Source organism: Gardnerella sp. KA00127 (assembly GCF_049244125.1).
GTDB lineage: Bacteria > Actinomycetota > Actinomycetes > Actinomycetales > Bifidobacteriaceae > Bifidobacterium > Bifidobacterium swidsinskii.
Window position 1 is genome coordinate 127,486 of the sequence record NZ_CP058377.1, and the last position, 15,534, is coordinate 143,019.

12 protein-coding genes and 1 tRNA gene are annotated in these 15,534 nt (G+C 43.3%); 12 read left to right on the forward strand and 1 reads right to left on the reverse strand.

What is annotated here, in order from left to right; all coding sequences use genetic code 11:
• Window positions 1-1,794, reverse strand: a complete 1,794-nt coding sequence (locus HXT48_RS00510; RefSeq protein WP_004109433.1) for a S1C family serine protease — start codon at window positions 1,792-1,794, stop codon at window positions 1-3.
• A gap of 185 nt (window positions 1,795-1,979) precedes the next feature.
• Here HXT48_RS00510 and tgt point away from each other — a divergent pair, with 185 nt between their 5' ends.
• From tgt to HXT48_RS00570, 12 genes are all read left to right on the forward strand, one after another.
• Complete coding sequence (tgt, locus tag HXT48_RS00515; RefSeq protein ID WP_004109431.1) at window positions 1,980-3,305, forward strand: tRNA guanosine(34) transglycosylase Tgt; 1,326 nt, start codon at window positions 1,980-1,982, stop codon at window positions 3,303-3,305.
• A gap of 75 nt (window positions 3,306-3,380) precedes the next feature.
• A tRNA-Leu gene (locus HXT48_RS00520) sits at window positions 3,381-3,463 on the forward strand.
• 146 nt (window positions 3,464-3,609) lie between these two features.
• Window positions 3,610-4,380 carry an alpha/beta hydrolase gene (locus HXT48_RS00525; protein ID WP_004109429.1) on the forward strand — a complete coding sequence of 257 codons (771 nt, stop codon included), beginning with the start codon at window positions 3,610-3,612 and terminating at the stop codon, window positions 4,378-4,380.
• A 74-nt stretch (window positions 4,381-4,454) separates the two neighbouring features.
• Entirely contained in the window at window positions 4,455-4,916 is a 462-nt protein-coding gene (locus HXT48_RS00530; RefSeq protein WP_064622043.1) for a nucleoside deaminase, read from the forward strand.
• A gap of 389 nt (window positions 4,917-5,305) precedes the next feature.
• Window positions 5,306-6,316, forward strand: coding sequence for a LacI family DNA-binding transcriptional regulator (locus HXT48_RS00535; RefSeq protein ID WP_004109425.1), 1,011 nt, complete (start codon window positions 5,306-5,308; stop codon window positions 6,314-6,316).
• Window positions 6,317-6,532: 216 nt separating this feature from the next.
• Window positions 6,533-8,026 carry a sugar ABC transporter ATP-binding protein gene (locus HXT48_RS00540; RefSeq protein ID WP_033888531.1) on the forward strand — a complete coding sequence of 498 codons (1,494 nt, stop codon included), beginning with the start codon at window positions 6,533-6,535 and terminating at the stop codon, window positions 8,024-8,026.
• Window positions 8,027-8,197: 171 nt separating this feature from the next.
• On the forward strand, window positions 8,198-9,199 hold the full coding sequence (locus HXT48_RS00545) for an ABC transporter permease (RefSeq protein ID WP_004109423.1): 1,002 nt from the start codon (window positions 8,198-8,200) through the stop codon (window positions 9,197-9,199).
• A gap of 263 nt (window positions 9,200-9,462) precedes the next feature.
• Window positions 9,463-10,401 (forward strand): D-ribose ABC transporter substrate-binding protein, encoded by a 939-nt coding sequence (locus tag HXT48_RS00550; RefSeq protein WP_421793214.1) that lies wholly within the window; start codon window positions 9,463-9,465, stop codon window positions 10,399-10,401.
• Between the two features lie 294 nt (window positions 10,402-10,695).
• Window positions 10,696-11,091 carry a D-ribose pyranase gene (gene rbsD, locus HXT48_RS00555; protein WP_004109421.1) on the forward strand — a complete coding sequence of 132 codons (396 nt, stop codon included), beginning with the start codon at window positions 10,696-10,698 and terminating at the stop codon, window positions 11,089-11,091.
• A gap of 46 nt (window positions 11,092-11,137) precedes the next feature.
• A complete protein-coding gene (locus tag HXT48_RS00560) occupies window positions 11,138-12,184 on the forward strand; it encodes a ribokinase (RefSeq protein WP_004109420.1) in 1,047 nt (348 codons plus the stop codon).
• A 242-nt stretch (window positions 12,185-12,426) separates the two neighbouring features.
• Window positions 12,427-13,395 carry a ketopantoate reductase family protein gene (locus HXT48_RS00565; protein WP_064621534.1) on the forward strand — a complete coding sequence of 323 codons (969 nt, stop codon included), beginning with the start codon at window positions 12,427-12,429 and terminating at the stop codon, window positions 13,393-13,395.
• Window positions 13,396-13,609: 214 nt separating this feature from the next.
• Window positions 13,610-15,529 carry an alpha-glucosidase gene (locus HXT48_RS00570; RefSeq protein WP_119522341.1) on the forward strand — a complete coding sequence of 640 codons (1,920 nt, stop codon included), beginning with the start codon at window positions 13,610-13,612 and terminating at the stop codon, window positions 15,527-15,529.
• Window positions 15,530-15,534: the final 5 nt, after the last annotated feature.

Sequence of the window (15,534 nt, forward strand, 5' to 3'; positions counted from 1 at the left end):
TTACCAGAAACCGAATGGATCAAATATTCCACCATCGTCACCATCGTCATCTCCACGTTGTTGTAAATCGTCATCGTCACCATCGTACGAGTTACTTCCGCGTTTTTTACCAGGCTTCTTTTGGTTTTTCTTTAATTTCTTTTCTTGCTTATTTGTGCCATTAACAGCAGTTTCTTCTTGGTTGAATGTAACTTGCAACTTAAGTGTGTTGCCGTTACGAACTATTGTGAGCGTAGCTTTTTGATTGAACGCTGTTGCTCTCACATACCCGAGGAGTGCGTAATTATTGGATACAGGCTTATCGTCAAAGGCAACAATAGTGTCATTGGCTTTGAGTCCGGCTTTTTCAGCAGGGCTTCCTTGATTGACAGAAACAATTTGAGCTCCTCCGCGAGTAATTCCTTCGGACTCAACTGCTGTGCTTTTAATCATGATCCCTAGTGCTACGTGCTTTACAGAACCATTCTTAATAATTTCTGTAACTACTCGTTTCACCAGATTTGCTGGAATTGCAAAGCCGATGCCGATAGATCCTGTAGTCTCCCCTTGAGCTGATGTCGCTGCAATAGAAGAATTAATACCTATGACCTTTCCGGCAGCGTTAAAAGTTGGGCCGCCTGAATTTCCTGGATTAATAGCTGCATCAATTTGTACTGCATTAGTTACAATTTCAGAGCGGCTTTGGTCGTCCATAACTGATACTGGACGATTTAAAGCCGAAACAATGCCTGTGGTAGCTGTATCGTCATATCCAAGCGGATTTCCGATTGCCATAACCGGTTCGCCAACGGAAAGCAGATTAGAATCTGCAAATTGGACTGTCTTTAAATTATTTGGTGAATTGTCTAATTTAAGTACTGCCAAATCAGTAGTTTTATCTGCTCCGACTAATGTAGCTGAATAAATTTGACCATTAGAAAGGGTTACTTGAATTTCTTTTGCATTAGCAATTACGTGATTGTTTGTTACAACATAACCTTTTGAATCAATAATTGCTCCAGAACCCTTCCCCATGCCTTTCTCTAAACGAGTTTGTATAGAAACAACGGCTCCGGAAACATTTTTTGCAACTCCTTGCCAATCCGGAGATTGTCCGCCTTTAACTACTGCGGTCCCAGGGCCAGAAGAATGAGAGCCGATGTTTGCGAAAGAGCCGCTTTGTGGAATTGAAATAAGACCTTGCGAGATTACAAATAGAACTACAACTACGCAAACTATTGCAGAAATTGCGGAGGATAAAATGGCAACAAAAGCAGTTGACGAAGAGCTTTTTGTTTTTCTTTTGTTACCTTTTTTGTTTGTGTCGTTTGTATTTGCTGCATTTGTGCTAATAATGCTTGTTTTTGCTATATTTTCATTTTCTTCGTTACTTGCATTATTGTTAAAATTCTGTTGCGCTGGTGTTTGATTGCCAACTTCATTATTTGGGTAAGAATTATTGTCTGTGCCGTAATTATACGGATTTCCGAAGCCGTTAAAATTATTATTTCCGTAGTAATTTTGTGATCCAATGTATTGCGTAGGAGCATTGTTGATATTTGTATTATCCGCATCGTTATTTTGGTTTACGGCGTAATTGTTAGCTGGATACTGTGTAGTGTTTGTACCAACTTCATTTTCGTTATTTGTTGGGCCGTAAGCTCCGAATTCAGGAGCTGGGCTATATGTTTGTGCTGGTTGCGTTGTTTGCGTTGGTTGTGCTGGTTGCGTCGGTTGTTCCTGCTGCTCGTAATATCCATTATTTGCAGTTTCATTGGATTCCTGCTGATTTGCACCATACATATCGTCAGCCATTCATCCTCCTTACAAAAGACTCTTAACACACCATAATAAACCATGCCATTATCTATGTAAGAGATAGTATGTTTTTTTATAATTTTTTAAATAATTTGCCTTGTAAATTTCATAAATTTTGCAAATTAATTTGGATATTGTCACAGAAAAATATAAATTGTGTGTGTTTTTTATTTATACTCGTCATGCCTTCTAATAAAGTAAATGCTATGACAAGTCTTCTTGAACATCCACGCGGAGCTGAGCCTGGGAAGCCTGGTGACCGCAAAGAATTTTCGTTTACAACTAAAACGCGACTTTCCAATACTGCTGAAGGTAAAGGTCGTGACGGTGCTCGCTATGGGCGCACCGGCGTAATTCACACGCCTCACGGAGATATTCAGACCCCAGCATTTGTACCTGTTGCAACGCAAGCTGCAATGAAGGCAGTGTTGCCAGAAAGCATTAAGGATTTGGGCGCTCAGTGCATGCTTTCAAACGCTTTTCATTTGTACGAACGTCCTGGCGCGGATGTTCTTGACGAAGCTGGCGGATTGGGAAAGTTTATGAACTGGGATAAGCCAACCTTTACGGATTCTGGCGGTTTTCAGGTTCTTTCTTTGGGTGCTGGTTTTAAGAAGACCCTTGCAATGGACGTTACTGGCATGAAGTCGGATGATGTTATTGCAGCCGGTAAGGAGCGTATGGCTTTTGTTGACGAGGATGGCGTAACTTTTAAGTCTCCTCTTAACGGAGCTAAGCACCGTTTTAGTGCTGAAATTTCTATGGGAATCCAGCATAAGCTGGGCGCGGATATTATGTTTTCTTTCGACGAGCTTACTACTTTGATGAATACTCGCCGATATCAAGAGGAATCTGTAGAGCGCACTTTCCGCTGGGCAAAGCGTTGTGTTGCAGAGCATCAGCGTTTAACCGAGGAGCGTGTAGGCAAGCCGTATCAAGCATTGTATGGCGTTGTGCAGGGTGCTAATTATGAGGATTTGCGTAGGCATGCGGCCGAGCAGATTGCTTCTTTAGATTTTGATGGCGTAGGCATTGGTGGCGCTATTGAGAAGCGAATTATTGGTGATACTTGCGCTTGGATTTGCGATGCTATGCCGGAAAATCGCCCACGCCACGTGCTTGGTATTGCAGCCGTGGATGATATTTTTGCTTGCGTTGAAAACGGCGGAGATACTTTCGACTGCGTGGCTCCAGCTCGCTGCGGAAGAAACGGAGCAATTTTTACTCGTCATGGTCGCTACAACGTAAAACGTGCAGAGTTTAAGCATGATCAGCGTCCGCTTGAAGAAGGCTGCGATTGCTACACTTGCACGCATTATTCCAGAATGTATGTGGATCATTTGTTGCGCGCTAGTGAAATGAATGGATTTACGCTTGCAACCATTCATAATGAGCGTTTCTTTGTGAAGCTGCTCGACGATATTCGAGCTTCTATTGACGGCGGATATTTTGAAGAGTTCCGCGATGAGACTCTTGCACACTATTACGAAAACGGTTCTAAAGGCTGAGAGTAGTTTTGAGCGCAAAATGCTAGGTTAAATATTGCGAATTTATGTTAAATATGATAGCCTTGCACTTTGTATGCGAACGTGGCGGAATGGTAGACGCGCTGTCTTCAGGTGGCAGTGAGCGTATGCTCGTGCGGGTTCAAGTCCCGCCGTTCGCACTAGTTAAAAAGGCTGGAATTGCAAGGGCTTTGCCTCTTACTATTCTGGCCTTTTGTGCAAATATAAGGCAACTATATTGCAACTGCAATGCAAAAAAGTGCGAGTATTGTACAAACTTTTATTTATTACAAGCGACGGTGATGTAATGAACACTAACGATGAACTAAATATCAATAATGTAGGTGACAATTCTTACGATCCACATATTGGTCGCGAATCTCACGTTGTGCCGGGTCGTTTTGGTGAGCCTTTAAAAGTTATGAATGCACAGTATTCGCAAGGGAATGCTTCAGCTCATCCAACGCATCCGCTGCTTTTGCTCCTTCACGGTTGGGGTTCTAACGAGGAAGATTTATTGGATTTGTTGCGAGTAGTTGCACCATATAATGATGCAATCGCTTTACGTGCTCCACTTAAGTTGGCAGAAGGCGCTTACAGTTGGTTCCACGATGCTGTGCCGCAGCGAGAAGATTTAGATTACGATATGTATGCTGCTGCTGTAGCAATTGACGAATGGGTGCATGAAAATATTCCAGCGAATCGCGACATTGTGCCATTTGGTTTTTCGCAAGGCGCTGCGCTCGCGGTGCACGTTTTGCGTTTGAATCCTTCGCGCTACCGTGCGGCCGTTTCGCTTTCCGGGTTCATAGCGCCTAGTGTTCCTGCTTCCTCGGAAGAAATCGCATTACAAGATAACGATTTAGCTGAGCGTAATACTCCTGTATTTTTCGGCTACGGATTAGAGGATGGCGTGATTCCTCCTTACGAATTCTCGGCTGCTGCAGCGTGGCTTGAGGAGCACACTTGGCTTGAAGAACGTCGTTATCGCGGGTTGGATCACGCTGTTGATATGAACGAAATTGGCGATATTCGCAAGTGGTTCGTAACTCACGATATTTCTTCTGGGCTTATGTAAATTTACTTAGATTTATGTAAATTTATTCGATTTTGTTTTTTCTTAATCTGTAAATTAATTTGTAAAGTGATTTCATGAATATGCGCGATGAGATAGTATTTGCAATGAATCAAGCCTTGAATTTGGCTCGAGAGTCTGCTTCTGCAGGCGAAGTCCCAGTTGGAGCAGTTGTGCTTGATGGTAGCGGTAATATTATTGGCAAAGGCGCAAATATGCGAGAGCAGAGCGCTGATCCTTTGGCTCATGCTGAAGTGCTCGCTATGAAAGATGCTGCTACCTCGCGTAAATCTTGGAATCTATCTGACTGTACTCTGGTAGTAACTCTTGAACCTTGCCCTATGTGTGCTGGAGCTGTGCTGCAAACGCGCCTTAAACGCGTGATTTTCGGGGCGTGGGATGCCAAACTTGGTGCGTGTGGTTCTGTATGGGATATTTTGCGAGATCCTCATGTTGGCTCACGTCCGGAAGTCATTGGTTCAGTATGCGAATCTGAGTGTGCTCAACCCTTGCGAAACTTTTTTGCGCATCAACGTTAGATAAGTGTTGCATTATTTTTTAATGTTGCGTTTAATTCAAGATAACGCAGTGCATGAAAAGTAATTTTTAGCGTGTTCCCCTTGTGTTCATTCTAGCAAAATGTTATAGTTGCGGTAACGTTACCGCATGAGGTAAGTTGAAGAAACCGACAATTGTGGGAACGTTATCTCAATTGCGGATTCTATTCAGCGCTGATGAAGCTGCTCATTGAGAATAAGATTGCACAGAGGCTCTTATGCATGGTTGCATAGTGCTGTTTTTCTCCAACGAGAGGAGTATATGGAAAAACGTAGTATAAAACATGGAGTACAAGCTAAAATCAAAACATATCGATAACAGTGCAAAATTGTTAACACTGGTTGAGCATAAGAGATGAGCTGGAGGTGTCATGTCGTACATTACGATTCGCGATGTTGCGCAACGTGCTGGTATATCAGTATCAACTGTTTCTCGCGCATTGAATAATACGGGTCGTATATCGGCAAACACTAAGGCGAAAGTTGAGCGTGCAGTTGCGGAACTAGGTTATATACCAGATTCTCGCGCTCAGGCGATGCGGTCATCTCGTACTAAGACAGTGGGGCTACTTGTGCCAGATATACGCAATGCGTATTTTGCTGAGCTTGCGTATACTGTGCAAGACTCGTTGTTTGATGCCGGCTATTGTGCGTTTATTGGAACATCTTCTGAGAGTGCAGCTCGTCAAGATTCATTCATTACAAGTATTCTTTCTCAACGCATTGATGGTGCGATTATTGTGCCTCAAGGTGAGGAAACTGATGCTATGAGAATGTTGATGGAGCAGCATCTTCCACTTATGTTTATGGATCGACATGTGGAGTCTCGGACTGGCGATTTGACGCATGTGCCAGTTGTGGATTCGGATCCAGAGCAAGGTATTCGTGAAGCATTATTGGATGTTAAACAACATGGTTTTTGCTCAGTTGGCTACGTGTCGGGTCCAATTATCGCTTCACCGTCACTGCAAGAACGTGAACAAGTATTTCGTACAGTGGCTTCGGAGATATTTGGCGAAGAACATGTATTTGTAGAATCTACGGGATTTGAACAATCCTCATGCGCTAGCGTGTTGCATCGCATGATTAGCGTTGGTGTAAAAGCACTTATTGTCGGTTATTCGCCAGATGCGCTGCGAGTGATGGATGTAATGGCTCGTGAAGGATTAGTGATAGGCAGTGATATTTCACTTATCTCGTTTGATGATGTTGAAATATTCCGCTTAGCAACGCCGCGTATTTCTACTATTTCGCAACAAGTTCAGCGCATTGGTCGTACTAGTGCTGCACTTTTTTTGGATATGTTAGAACATAATGTTGATGTTCAATCGCAGCGAGTAGAAACTATGTATATTCCGCGTGAATCGTTAGGAAATGCGTAGCTGTAAGGCTGTTATTCTATAGCTTGACACTATTGTTATTGATTTTTGTACCGTGACTTTGTAAGCGTGTGCAGCAATCACCTGAGCGTACCGTTGTTGTTACGTTTTTGCATGCACATTGCGGCATAATTCTCATCCAAAGTACAAGCGTAATGTAGCGTAATTTATTGCATTTTCGTGGCAGCAGTGGTGCTGTAGCGAAGAAAGAGGTAAGACATGACGGAACTATCGCTAGTAGGAGTATCGAAAATATTCGGTAATTCTACGGTAGTTGACAATGTGTCTGTAACAGTAAAACCAGGTGAAGTGCATGTTCTCCTTGGTGAAAATGGTGCGGGCAAGTCAACAGTTATTAAGATGATGAGCGGCATTTATCAGCCAGATAAAGGTCATATTGAGATCAATGGTGAAACAGCGCGAATTCCTAATGTGGATACTGCTCGCAAATTGGGCATTGCTGTGATTCACCAAGAGTTAAATTTGGTGCCAGAACTTTCTATTATGGAAAATTTGTTCCTTGGTATGCTTCCTACGAAAGCTGGTTTTGTTAGTCGCGCGACGATGCGTGCTCGTGCGGAATCTGCATTGCAAGTTATCGGTTTAGATGAAGATGTCAATAAGCCAATGGGACAACTTGGTGTAGCTCGTCAACAGATGGTAGAAATAGCCAAAGCACTTATGCAGCATGCATCTATCCTTATTCTTGATGAACCAACAGCTGCTCTAACAAAACCAGAATGTGAACAGTTATTTAACATTATGGAAGATTTAAAATCCAAAAATGTTGGAATGGTGTTTATTTCTCATCATTTAGATGAAATTGCGCGTATTGGTGATGTTGTAACCGTACTTCGCGATGGCAAATACGTCGATACTGTTGATGCGCAAGTTCCTGAGAAGGAACTTGTAAAACTCATGGTAGGTCGTGATATTACAAATCAATTCCCTCATGGCAAACGTAGTCAAGGCAAAGAGCTGCTAAAAGTAGAAGGCTTAACGCGAAAAGGTACGTTAGAAAATGTATCCTTCAGCGTTCATGCTGGCGAAGTTGTGGGTCTTGCAGGTTTGGTAGGTGCTGGTCGTACCGAAGTTCTTCGTGCAATATTTGGTGCAGATAGTTATGATTCAGGTTCAATAACTGTTGATGGTAAATCTATTGCAAAAGCGAATATTGCAGGAAGCATCGCAGCTGGTCTTGGTTTAGTCCCAGAAGATCGTCGAGTACAAGGGTTGATTCTTGAAGCATCTGTTGCAGAAAATTTGGGAATTTCTACATTAGTTCCTACAGCACATGCAGGATTTGCGGATTTGAAAGGGCAGCGTACTCGCGAGGAAGAAACTGCAAAAAAATTGCGTATTCGTATGGCAAACATTGATCAACTCGCTGGTTCGCTATCTGGCGGTAATCAACAAAAAATCGTGTTCGGCAAATGGTCTATGGCGAACGTGAAAGTGCTATTGCTGGATGAGCCTACTCGTGGTGTTGATGTTGGTGCTCGTGTAGAAATTTACGAGTTGATTAACAGTATCGTAGAAAATGGAGGTGCTGTGCTGATGGCATCCTCAGATTTGCCTGAAGTGCTTGGCATGTCAGATCGCGTATTGGTGATGTCGAACGGCAGAATCAGCGGTGAATTAGCTGCAAGCGAGGCTACGCAGGAAAGTGTGATGGAACTTGCAGTGACTCACCTTAATACATCTGGTATTTGAGCATACAGGAATGAGTAAAACCTTACTGCTTTCAATATGAAACTGATACATGAGCCATATTGAAATCTTAAAAATTAAAGTTACCAATCAAACGTAAAACTTGCATACAACAATTTATTGCACACAGCAGTGCAGTGAGTTATAGCAAAATTTGTTAAAGGAGTATAAATTATGGCTGCTACGAGTAGTGCAAAATCTGAGCATTTGGGATACGGTGCAGTTGATAAAGGATTTTTGCCTGCAGCGAAAAAGTTTGCATCACGCAATGGCGCTCTTATCGGCTTGATTATCTTGTGTGCTGCGCTTTCGTGCGCCACGCCAGCATTTTTGACAAGTGTGAATATTCTCAATGTGGGTATTCAAGCTGCGACAGTTGCTATTTTGGCATTCGGTCAAACCTTTGTTATCGTGTCCGCTGGTATTGATTTGTCAGTAGGTGCGGTGGCTGCAATTTCTAGTATGTTGGTTGCGTATACAGGCGTTTCTATGGGTTTGCCACCAGTGTTAACTGTTGTTGTAGGCATAGTAACCGGTGCGCTTTTTGGTCTTATTTCAGGTGTTGCAAACGCTTTTCTTAAGTTACCGTCGTTTATTGCTACATTGGCAATGATGTCTGTTGCGCGTGGACTTACCCTTGTTGTTTCAGACGGTCGTCCTATTTCCACTTCTGGCATGGTGAATTTCTTTGGTGCCAAGATATTAGGTATTCCAATGCCAATTGTGATGATGATTATCATGGGTGTTATTGCTGCAGTAATACTGAACTTCACCACTACTGGTCGTTCTATGTATGCTGTTGGTGGAAATATGGAGGCTTCTCGCCTTTCTGGTATCAATATTCATAAAACGCAAATTATGGTGTTTGTTTTTTCCGGTATTTTCGCTGCCATCGCTGGTTTAGTTATTGCCGGTCGTTTACATTCCGCTCAGCCTCAGGCTGCCGCTGGCTATGAAATGGATGCTATTGCTTCTGTTGTTATCGGTGGTGCTTCGCTTTCGGGCGGTAAAGGTAAGATTTCTGGCACTTTCGTAGGAGCAATTTTGCTGGCTGTAATTCGTAATGGCTTGAATATTTTGAATGTTTCCTCCTTCTGGCAGCAAGTAGTTATTGGTTTGGTTATTGCCTTTGCTGTGAGCCTTGACACTTTGCGCCGCAAGGAAGATACGCACTGACAGCAAATTAATACTTTTTATAAACTTGATCTTCTCGTAGGAAGGAGGTGAATCTTGCAAATGTTGATTCGTAAGTGGCGAGTAATCAATATTTTCAGCAAGAATTGAGACGATTTGGAATATTATAACTGAACTTTATAACTCAAAACTACGTAACAATAAGGTAAAGAGATGGTGAAACATCAGCCTTATGTCACTGCAACATTGTGGATTTATCGAACTAAAACTTGCGGTAGCACAGGGCAATAATCAAAGGAGATATGATGAATTATCCAATTATGCGTCGAGGCGTAAAGATTGCTTGCGCGGTTGCAGCAGCATCTGCACTTATTGTCAGCATGAGTGCATGTGGTAGTACTAATGGTGGCGATAAAGTCGCATTGCTAGTTTCTACTTTGAACAATCCGTTCTTTGTGGATTTGCGTGATGGTGCCCAAGCTGAAGCAGAGAAACTTGGTGTTGATTTGCAAGTTTCCGACGCTCAGAATGATTCTGCAAAGCAGCAGGATCAAGCGCAGAATGCTCAATCACAAGGTGCAAAAGCTGTTATTATTAACCCTGTAGATTCTGATGCTGCTGGTCCTGCAGTTGCCCCGTTGCTAAGCGCGAACTTGCCTGTGATTTCTGTTGACCGTTCTGTAACTGGTGAAAAAGTTACTTCGCATATTGCTTCCGATAACGTTGCTGGTGGTGCTCAGGCTGCTGACACGCTAGCTAATAGTATGGGCGAAAAGGGTGAAGTTTTGATTTTGCAAGGTATTCCTGGAGCGGCTTCTACTCGCGACCGTGGCAAAGGATTCAAAGATCGTATTAAGAAATATTCAAATATTAAAGTTGTAGCAGAACAAACTGCTAACTTTGACCGTGCTGAAGCATTAAATGTGGCTACTAATTTGTTGCAATCGCACCCGAATGCAACCGGCATTTACGCCGAAAATGACGAGATGGCATTAGGTGCCATTCAAGCATTAGGAGCTAAAGCTGGTAAAGAAATTAAAGTAGTCGGTTTCGATGGCACTGTTGACGGTATGAAAGCTATTAAGGCCGGCGCAATGGCTGGAACAATTGCTCAGCAGCCAAAGGAACTTGGTCGTTCCGCCGTTGCTGCTGCTGTAAAAGCTATTAAAGGGCAAAGTGTTCCAAAGACTGAACCAATTACTGTGAAAACAGTGACAATAACGAATGTGGGTGATTTTGAGTAATACATATTTGCATAAAACTATGTAATTCTGTATATAAACATTAAAGTTTATGTTGAGTAGTTTTATGGATTAATATAGCTAATGCAAAATTTATATGGTGTTGAGAGCATTCATGATGCTTTCGTGAAAATAATCGCAACAGTAAAATTTATTAATACCGTATGCTTTAGTGTTCTCAACGCCATTGTTTTCTTAATAAGATTTTTTATCATATATGTTCGTGGTGGCGCACTTGTTATGAAGGTGATGATCATTGTTGATGTCACTTTCATGAGCCACGATATGGGGTGAATTATGTTAACTCATGGTATTTTGAACGCACAATTAGCAGCTGCTATTGCAAAATTGAGGCATAAGGATCAATTTGTTGTTTCTGACTGTGGCCTGCCTGTCCCAGCGGGCGTAGAAGTTATTGATTTAGCTTTGGTTTTTGGAATACCGCGATTTCCTGATGTGCTTGCATCAATAAAGGATGATCTTGTTCTTGAGTCTGGTATTATGGCGGAAGAAGCTTGTGATGATGTTCCAGAAACATGGATCAAGGATTTGCTTGGTGTGCCATTGACTTATGTGCCGCATGATGGCGAACGAGGGTTTAAGGCTCTTGTTTCGCAAGCTAAATTCGTGATTCGAACGGGTGAGACTACTCCGTATTCTAACGTGTTGCTGCGTTGTGGCGTTCCATTCTAAGCTTTGTTTTGCGCAATATTTAGGGAGAATTATGTGTAGTTATCATATGCTTGACTCGTTAGAGAGTTTAGAAAAGATTAAAGTCATTCAGCCTGTTAACGTGGCTTTGCAACATGAGACATTGCCTGCGTTACGAAATATGAAGATGCCTACTGTAGCGATAGTTGGTTCTATGAATGCGGATTATACTATTGTTGCTAATCGTCTTCCTATGCCTGGTGAGACCATTAAAGGTAACGAAATACGAATACTGCCTGGAGGCAAGTCAGGTAATCAGGCAGTATCTGCTGCAAAGCTTGGTGCGCACGTATGTATGTTCGGTGCTGTAGGTGATGATGCTAATGCTGATTTTCTTACTGGTGCTTTGCGAGAATCTGGTGTTGATACGACGTATGTACGTCATGTACCCAATTGCAACAGTGGCGCAACAGTGATTACAGTGGATGCGCAAAGTGGCGAAAATACTATTGTTTATGCGCCTGGGTCTAACTCGCAAGTTGATATTGATTATATTCAGTCGCCATCTGTGCAAGCTGCTATTACTAATGCAAAAGTATTAGGGCTTTGCTTGGAAAGTCCATTAGAATCGGTTACGATGTGCGCTCGCTTAGCGCATGAACATGGCGTAAAAGTTTTGCTTAATAATTCGCCTTTTTTGGATACATTACCGCAAGATCTTATACGATCTGCAGATATCTTACTGGTCAATGAGCATGAAATGGCACAGCTATTGCATATTTCAGAACCAGATAGCGGTGATTGGGATTCATTTGATTGGAAGCATACGCTTCATGCAATGCATGAGTTTGGCTTTAATGAGGCAATAGTAACACTTGGCTCACGTGGGTCTATGGTTTTGGATTATGCTGATAATTCGGTGCATCGAATTATGGCTCAGCATGTCAATGCCGTTGATACTACGGGTTGTGGCGATGCTTTTATGGGTACTGTGCTTGCGTGTTTGTCTGTGGATATGCGGTTGGTTGATGCAGCGTCACTCGCTTCTTATGTAGCTGCATATGCTGCTACTGGATTTGGCGCACAAGCTTCTTACGGTACAGTTGCTCAAATTCGTCAATTTTTTCACTTGTAAGTAGGTGATGCATGCATAAATTGTAAGTATATTCAGTTGACGTTCGCGCCTTGCCGATGCGCAGAATTTTGACATTCTTCTAAAACTGTGTAATATGCTATAAAAACCAAAAAGCAGTTGGCTGATTTTAGTCACTACAATCAGCCTTACTGCTTTTTACTATATTTACAGTCGCTTCGACGAATTTTCATGTATGCACGAATTTCGCCTAAGCACATTTTTACCTAAAAGGAGGTGTCACTATGAGTGGCATGAAATATGCAATGATCGGTTCGGGAGCTATGGGATATCGCTATGGCGTTTTGTTGCAGGAAACGGCTGGCATTCATGTTGATTTCATTGATGCCTGGGATGAGAATGTGAATAAAGTTCGCGAGCAAGGCGGCGTAATGGTGAGCCGTGACCATGAAAACCGTCATTTGGTGCCGATTAATATGTATACGCCTGAAGATTATGACGGCGATCCAGACGTGTGGATTGTGTTTATGAAGCAAATGCAGCTTGCGGAAATGTTGGAGCGTTGTAAGCATCTGTTTAAAGAGCATCAGGTTGTGTTTGCTGCTATGAATGGCTGGGGTCATTTTGAAAAGTTGCAGCAGTACTTCCCGGATGATCATATTTACGGCGGAACTGCCATGATTGCAACCGTTTTGAACGGTCCAGGCGACGTTGATTTTATTGGTAAAGTTGGCGTTGGAACTATGAATATGTGCGCGTTGAACGAGCAGGTGAGTGACGTTGAGCTTGCTATGCGAGACGACTTTAAAGCTGCCGGATTGAATCCTACTATTACGGAAGATTTCAAGGGTACGTGCATGGCGAAGGTAGTTTTCAATTCCGTAGTTAACACTTTGTGCACAATGTATCAGATTCAAATGGGTCAGTTTATTTCGTACCCTGGGGCTATGGATATGGCTCAACAGCTTATTAACGAAGCGTACGACGTGTGCGATCGTGCCGGAATTCGTATGGTTAATACGCGTCAGCAGGAGCTAGAGGCTATCGATTACGTAAGTCGCGTTGCAAATCCTCTGCACTATCCTTCTATGTACCAAGATATGAGTCGCGGACGAAAGACTGAAGTCGATTACATTAATGGTTACATAGCAAAGCTCGGTCGCGAAAATGATTACGTTTGCCGCACTCACGAATTCTTAACGCATGGAGTTCATTTGGCAGAACTCGCGTTCAAACTTCATAATCAGCAATAATTTAGAGAGTATCCCTATAGCTCTTGCAATGAATGAGAAGGAGGCGCGGCTCGCGGTTTTTACTGCGGGCCGCTTTTTATTATCCGCGCGTAACATCTAGTATGATGATAAAGTTTAGAGTCTAAAATCATAAATATTATTAAGTAAATAGAATTATTTGTAATAAATAAAACTGCAATAAAAATACTTATCAATGTAAATTAATGGGGATTAAATGACTACTTTTGACAGAGCAAACTTGCCAGAATCCGTGCGTACGAACGGCGCTACTCCAAACCCTTGGTGGGCGAATGCAGTAGTGTATCAGATTTATCCGCGAAGCTTCCAGGACACAAACGGTGACGGCATTGGAGATTTGAAGGGAATTACTTCTCGCCTTGATTACTTGGCTGATTTAGGCGTTGACGTGCTCTGGCTCAGCCCTGTTTACAAGTCCCCACAAGACGATAACGGTTACGATATTTCCGACTATCAAGATATTGATCCGCTTTTCGGAACTTTGGAAGATATGGACGAGCTGCTGGCTGGAGCTCACGAGCGCGGTCTTAAAGTCGTGATGGATTTAGTAGTAAATCACACTTCTGACGAGCACGCTTGGTTCCAGGCTTCAAGAGATGCTTCTAGTGATTACGCTGATTGGTATTGGTGGAGGCCTGCGCGTGAAGGTTGTGTGCCTGGTGAGCCGGGTGCGGAGCCGAATAAGTGGGGTTCGTATTTCGGCGGTTCCGCGTGGACTTACGATCCGAAGCGCGGAGAATACTTCCTTCACCAGTATTCGCCAAAGCAGCCAGATTTGAATTGGGAAAATCCCGCGGTTCGCGCTGCCGTGTACAAGATGATGAATTGGTGGATGGATCGCGGAATTGATGGCTTCCGCATGGATGTGATTACGCAAATTTCCAAGCATGTTGATTCTGAAGGTCGTTTGCCGGGTGAAGATGGCTGCCAAATTGAAGATTTGCCAGCTGGTGCTGACGGCTATTCTTCGCCATTCCCGTTCTGCTCGGACGGTCCTCGTTTAGACGAATTCTTGCGCGAGATGCGTGCAGAAGTTTTCGACGGTCGCGAAGGTTATCTTACTGTTGGCGAGGCTCCGGGAATTTCTCCGCACCGTAATACTTATATTACTGACCCTGCTCACAGCGAACTTGACATGTTATTCCTGTTCAATCATGTGGATATCGATTGCGAAAACGGTACTAAGTGGAATCCTGTGCCGCTAAAGCTTACGGCATTAAAGAGCGTGATGGCAGAGCAGCAACAAGCGGTAGTGGATGCTGGTTGGGCGAGCCTGTTCTTTAATAATCACGATCAGCCGCGTGCGCTTTCTCGCTGGGGTAGTGAGGCTAGCGAGGAGATGCGCGTGCGCTCTGCTAAGGCGATTGCCATGCTTCTTCACATGCACCGCGGCACGCCTTACGTGTACCAAGGCGAGGAAATTGGTATGACTAACGCGCACTTTACGCGTCTCGAGCAGTATCGCGATTTGGAAGCGTTGAATATGTTTAAGCAGCGCGTAGAAAAAGCGCATATTCAGTCTGCTGAGTCGATGATGGATGCGCTCGCAAAGCGCGGCCGCGACAATTCTCGAACTCCAATGCAGTGGAATGCTTCTAAATACGCGGGATTCATGCCTTTTAATGTTCAGTCGGTAAATAACGCAGAGCCGTGGATTAGTGTGAATCCTAATTATGTGGATATTAACGCAGCAGAGCAGATGGAAGATTCAGATTCCGTTTACGCTTTCTATAAGTATTTGATTGCGCTTCGTCATTCGGAGACGATTGTTTCTGCTGGTTCTTGGGATTTGGTTGATGCAGATGACGAGTGCGTGTATGCTTTTGTGCGCGAGCTTAAATCTGGTTGCGAAAAGCAGGAAGATTCTGCAGAGACTGCTGCGGAATCTGCTGCAAATTCCGCGGAATCTACAGAACGCATGCTCGTAATGGTTAATATGACTGACTCAACTGTGCCTATCCCTACGCAGAGCGCGCAATTATTGCAAAATCGCGCCTCTAACGCTTTTGTGGGGCGTGACGTAATGGTTACAACCTACGACGTGAATCACGCGCTTACATCGCTTAAAAACGGTACGCTTGCGCCTTGGGAAGGTATAGCTGTTACTTTGCAATAGTTTTA

Excerpts from the sequence above, each read along its gene's own strand:
- HXT48_RS00510 (WP_004109433.1), bottom strand. The coding sequence starts at position 1,794 with ATGGCTGACGATATGTATGGTGCAAATCAGCAGGAATCCAATGAAACT.
- tgt (WP_004109431.1), top strand. The coding sequence starts at position 1,980 with ATGCCTTCTAATAAAGTAAATGCTATGACAAGTCTTCTTGAACATCCA.
- HXT48_RS00525 (WP_004109429.1), top strand. The coding sequence starts at position 3,610 with ATGAACACTAACGATGAACTAAATATCAATAATGTAGGTGACAATTCT.
- HXT48_RS00530 (WP_064622043.1), top strand. The coding sequence starts at position 4,455 with ATGAATATGCGCGATGAGATAGTATTTGCAATGAATCAAGCCTTGAAT.
- HXT48_RS00535 (WP_004109425.1), top strand. The coding sequence starts at position 5,306 with ATGTCGTACATTACGATTCGCGATGTTGCGCAACGTGCTGGTATATCA.
- HXT48_RS00540 (WP_033888531.1), top strand. The coding sequence starts at position 6,533 with ATGACGGAACTATCGCTAGTAGGAGTATCGAAAATATTCGGTAATTCT.
- HXT48_RS00545 (WP_004109423.1), top strand. The coding sequence starts at position 8,198 with ATGGCTGCTACGAGTAGTGCAAAATCTGAGCATTTGGGATACGGTGCA.
- HXT48_RS00550 (WP_421793214.1), top strand. The coding sequence starts at position 9,463 with ATGAATTATCCAATTATGCGTCGAGGCGTAAAGATTGCTTGCGCGGTT.
- rbsD (WP_004109421.1), top strand. The coding sequence starts at position 10,696 with ATGTTAACTCATGGTATTTTGAACGCACAATTAGCAGCTGCTATTGCA.
- HXT48_RS00560 (WP_004109420.1), top strand. The coding sequence starts at position 11,138 with ATGCTTGACTCGTTAGAGAGTTTAGAAAAGATTAAAGTCATTCAGCCT.
- HXT48_RS00565 (WP_064621534.1), top strand. The coding sequence starts at position 12,427 with ATGAGTGGCATGAAATATGCAATGATCGGTTCGGGAGCTATGGGATAT.
- HXT48_RS00570 (WP_119522341.1), top strand. The coding sequence starts at position 13,610 with ATGACTACTTTTGACAGAGCAAACTTGCCAGAATCCGTGCGTACGAAC.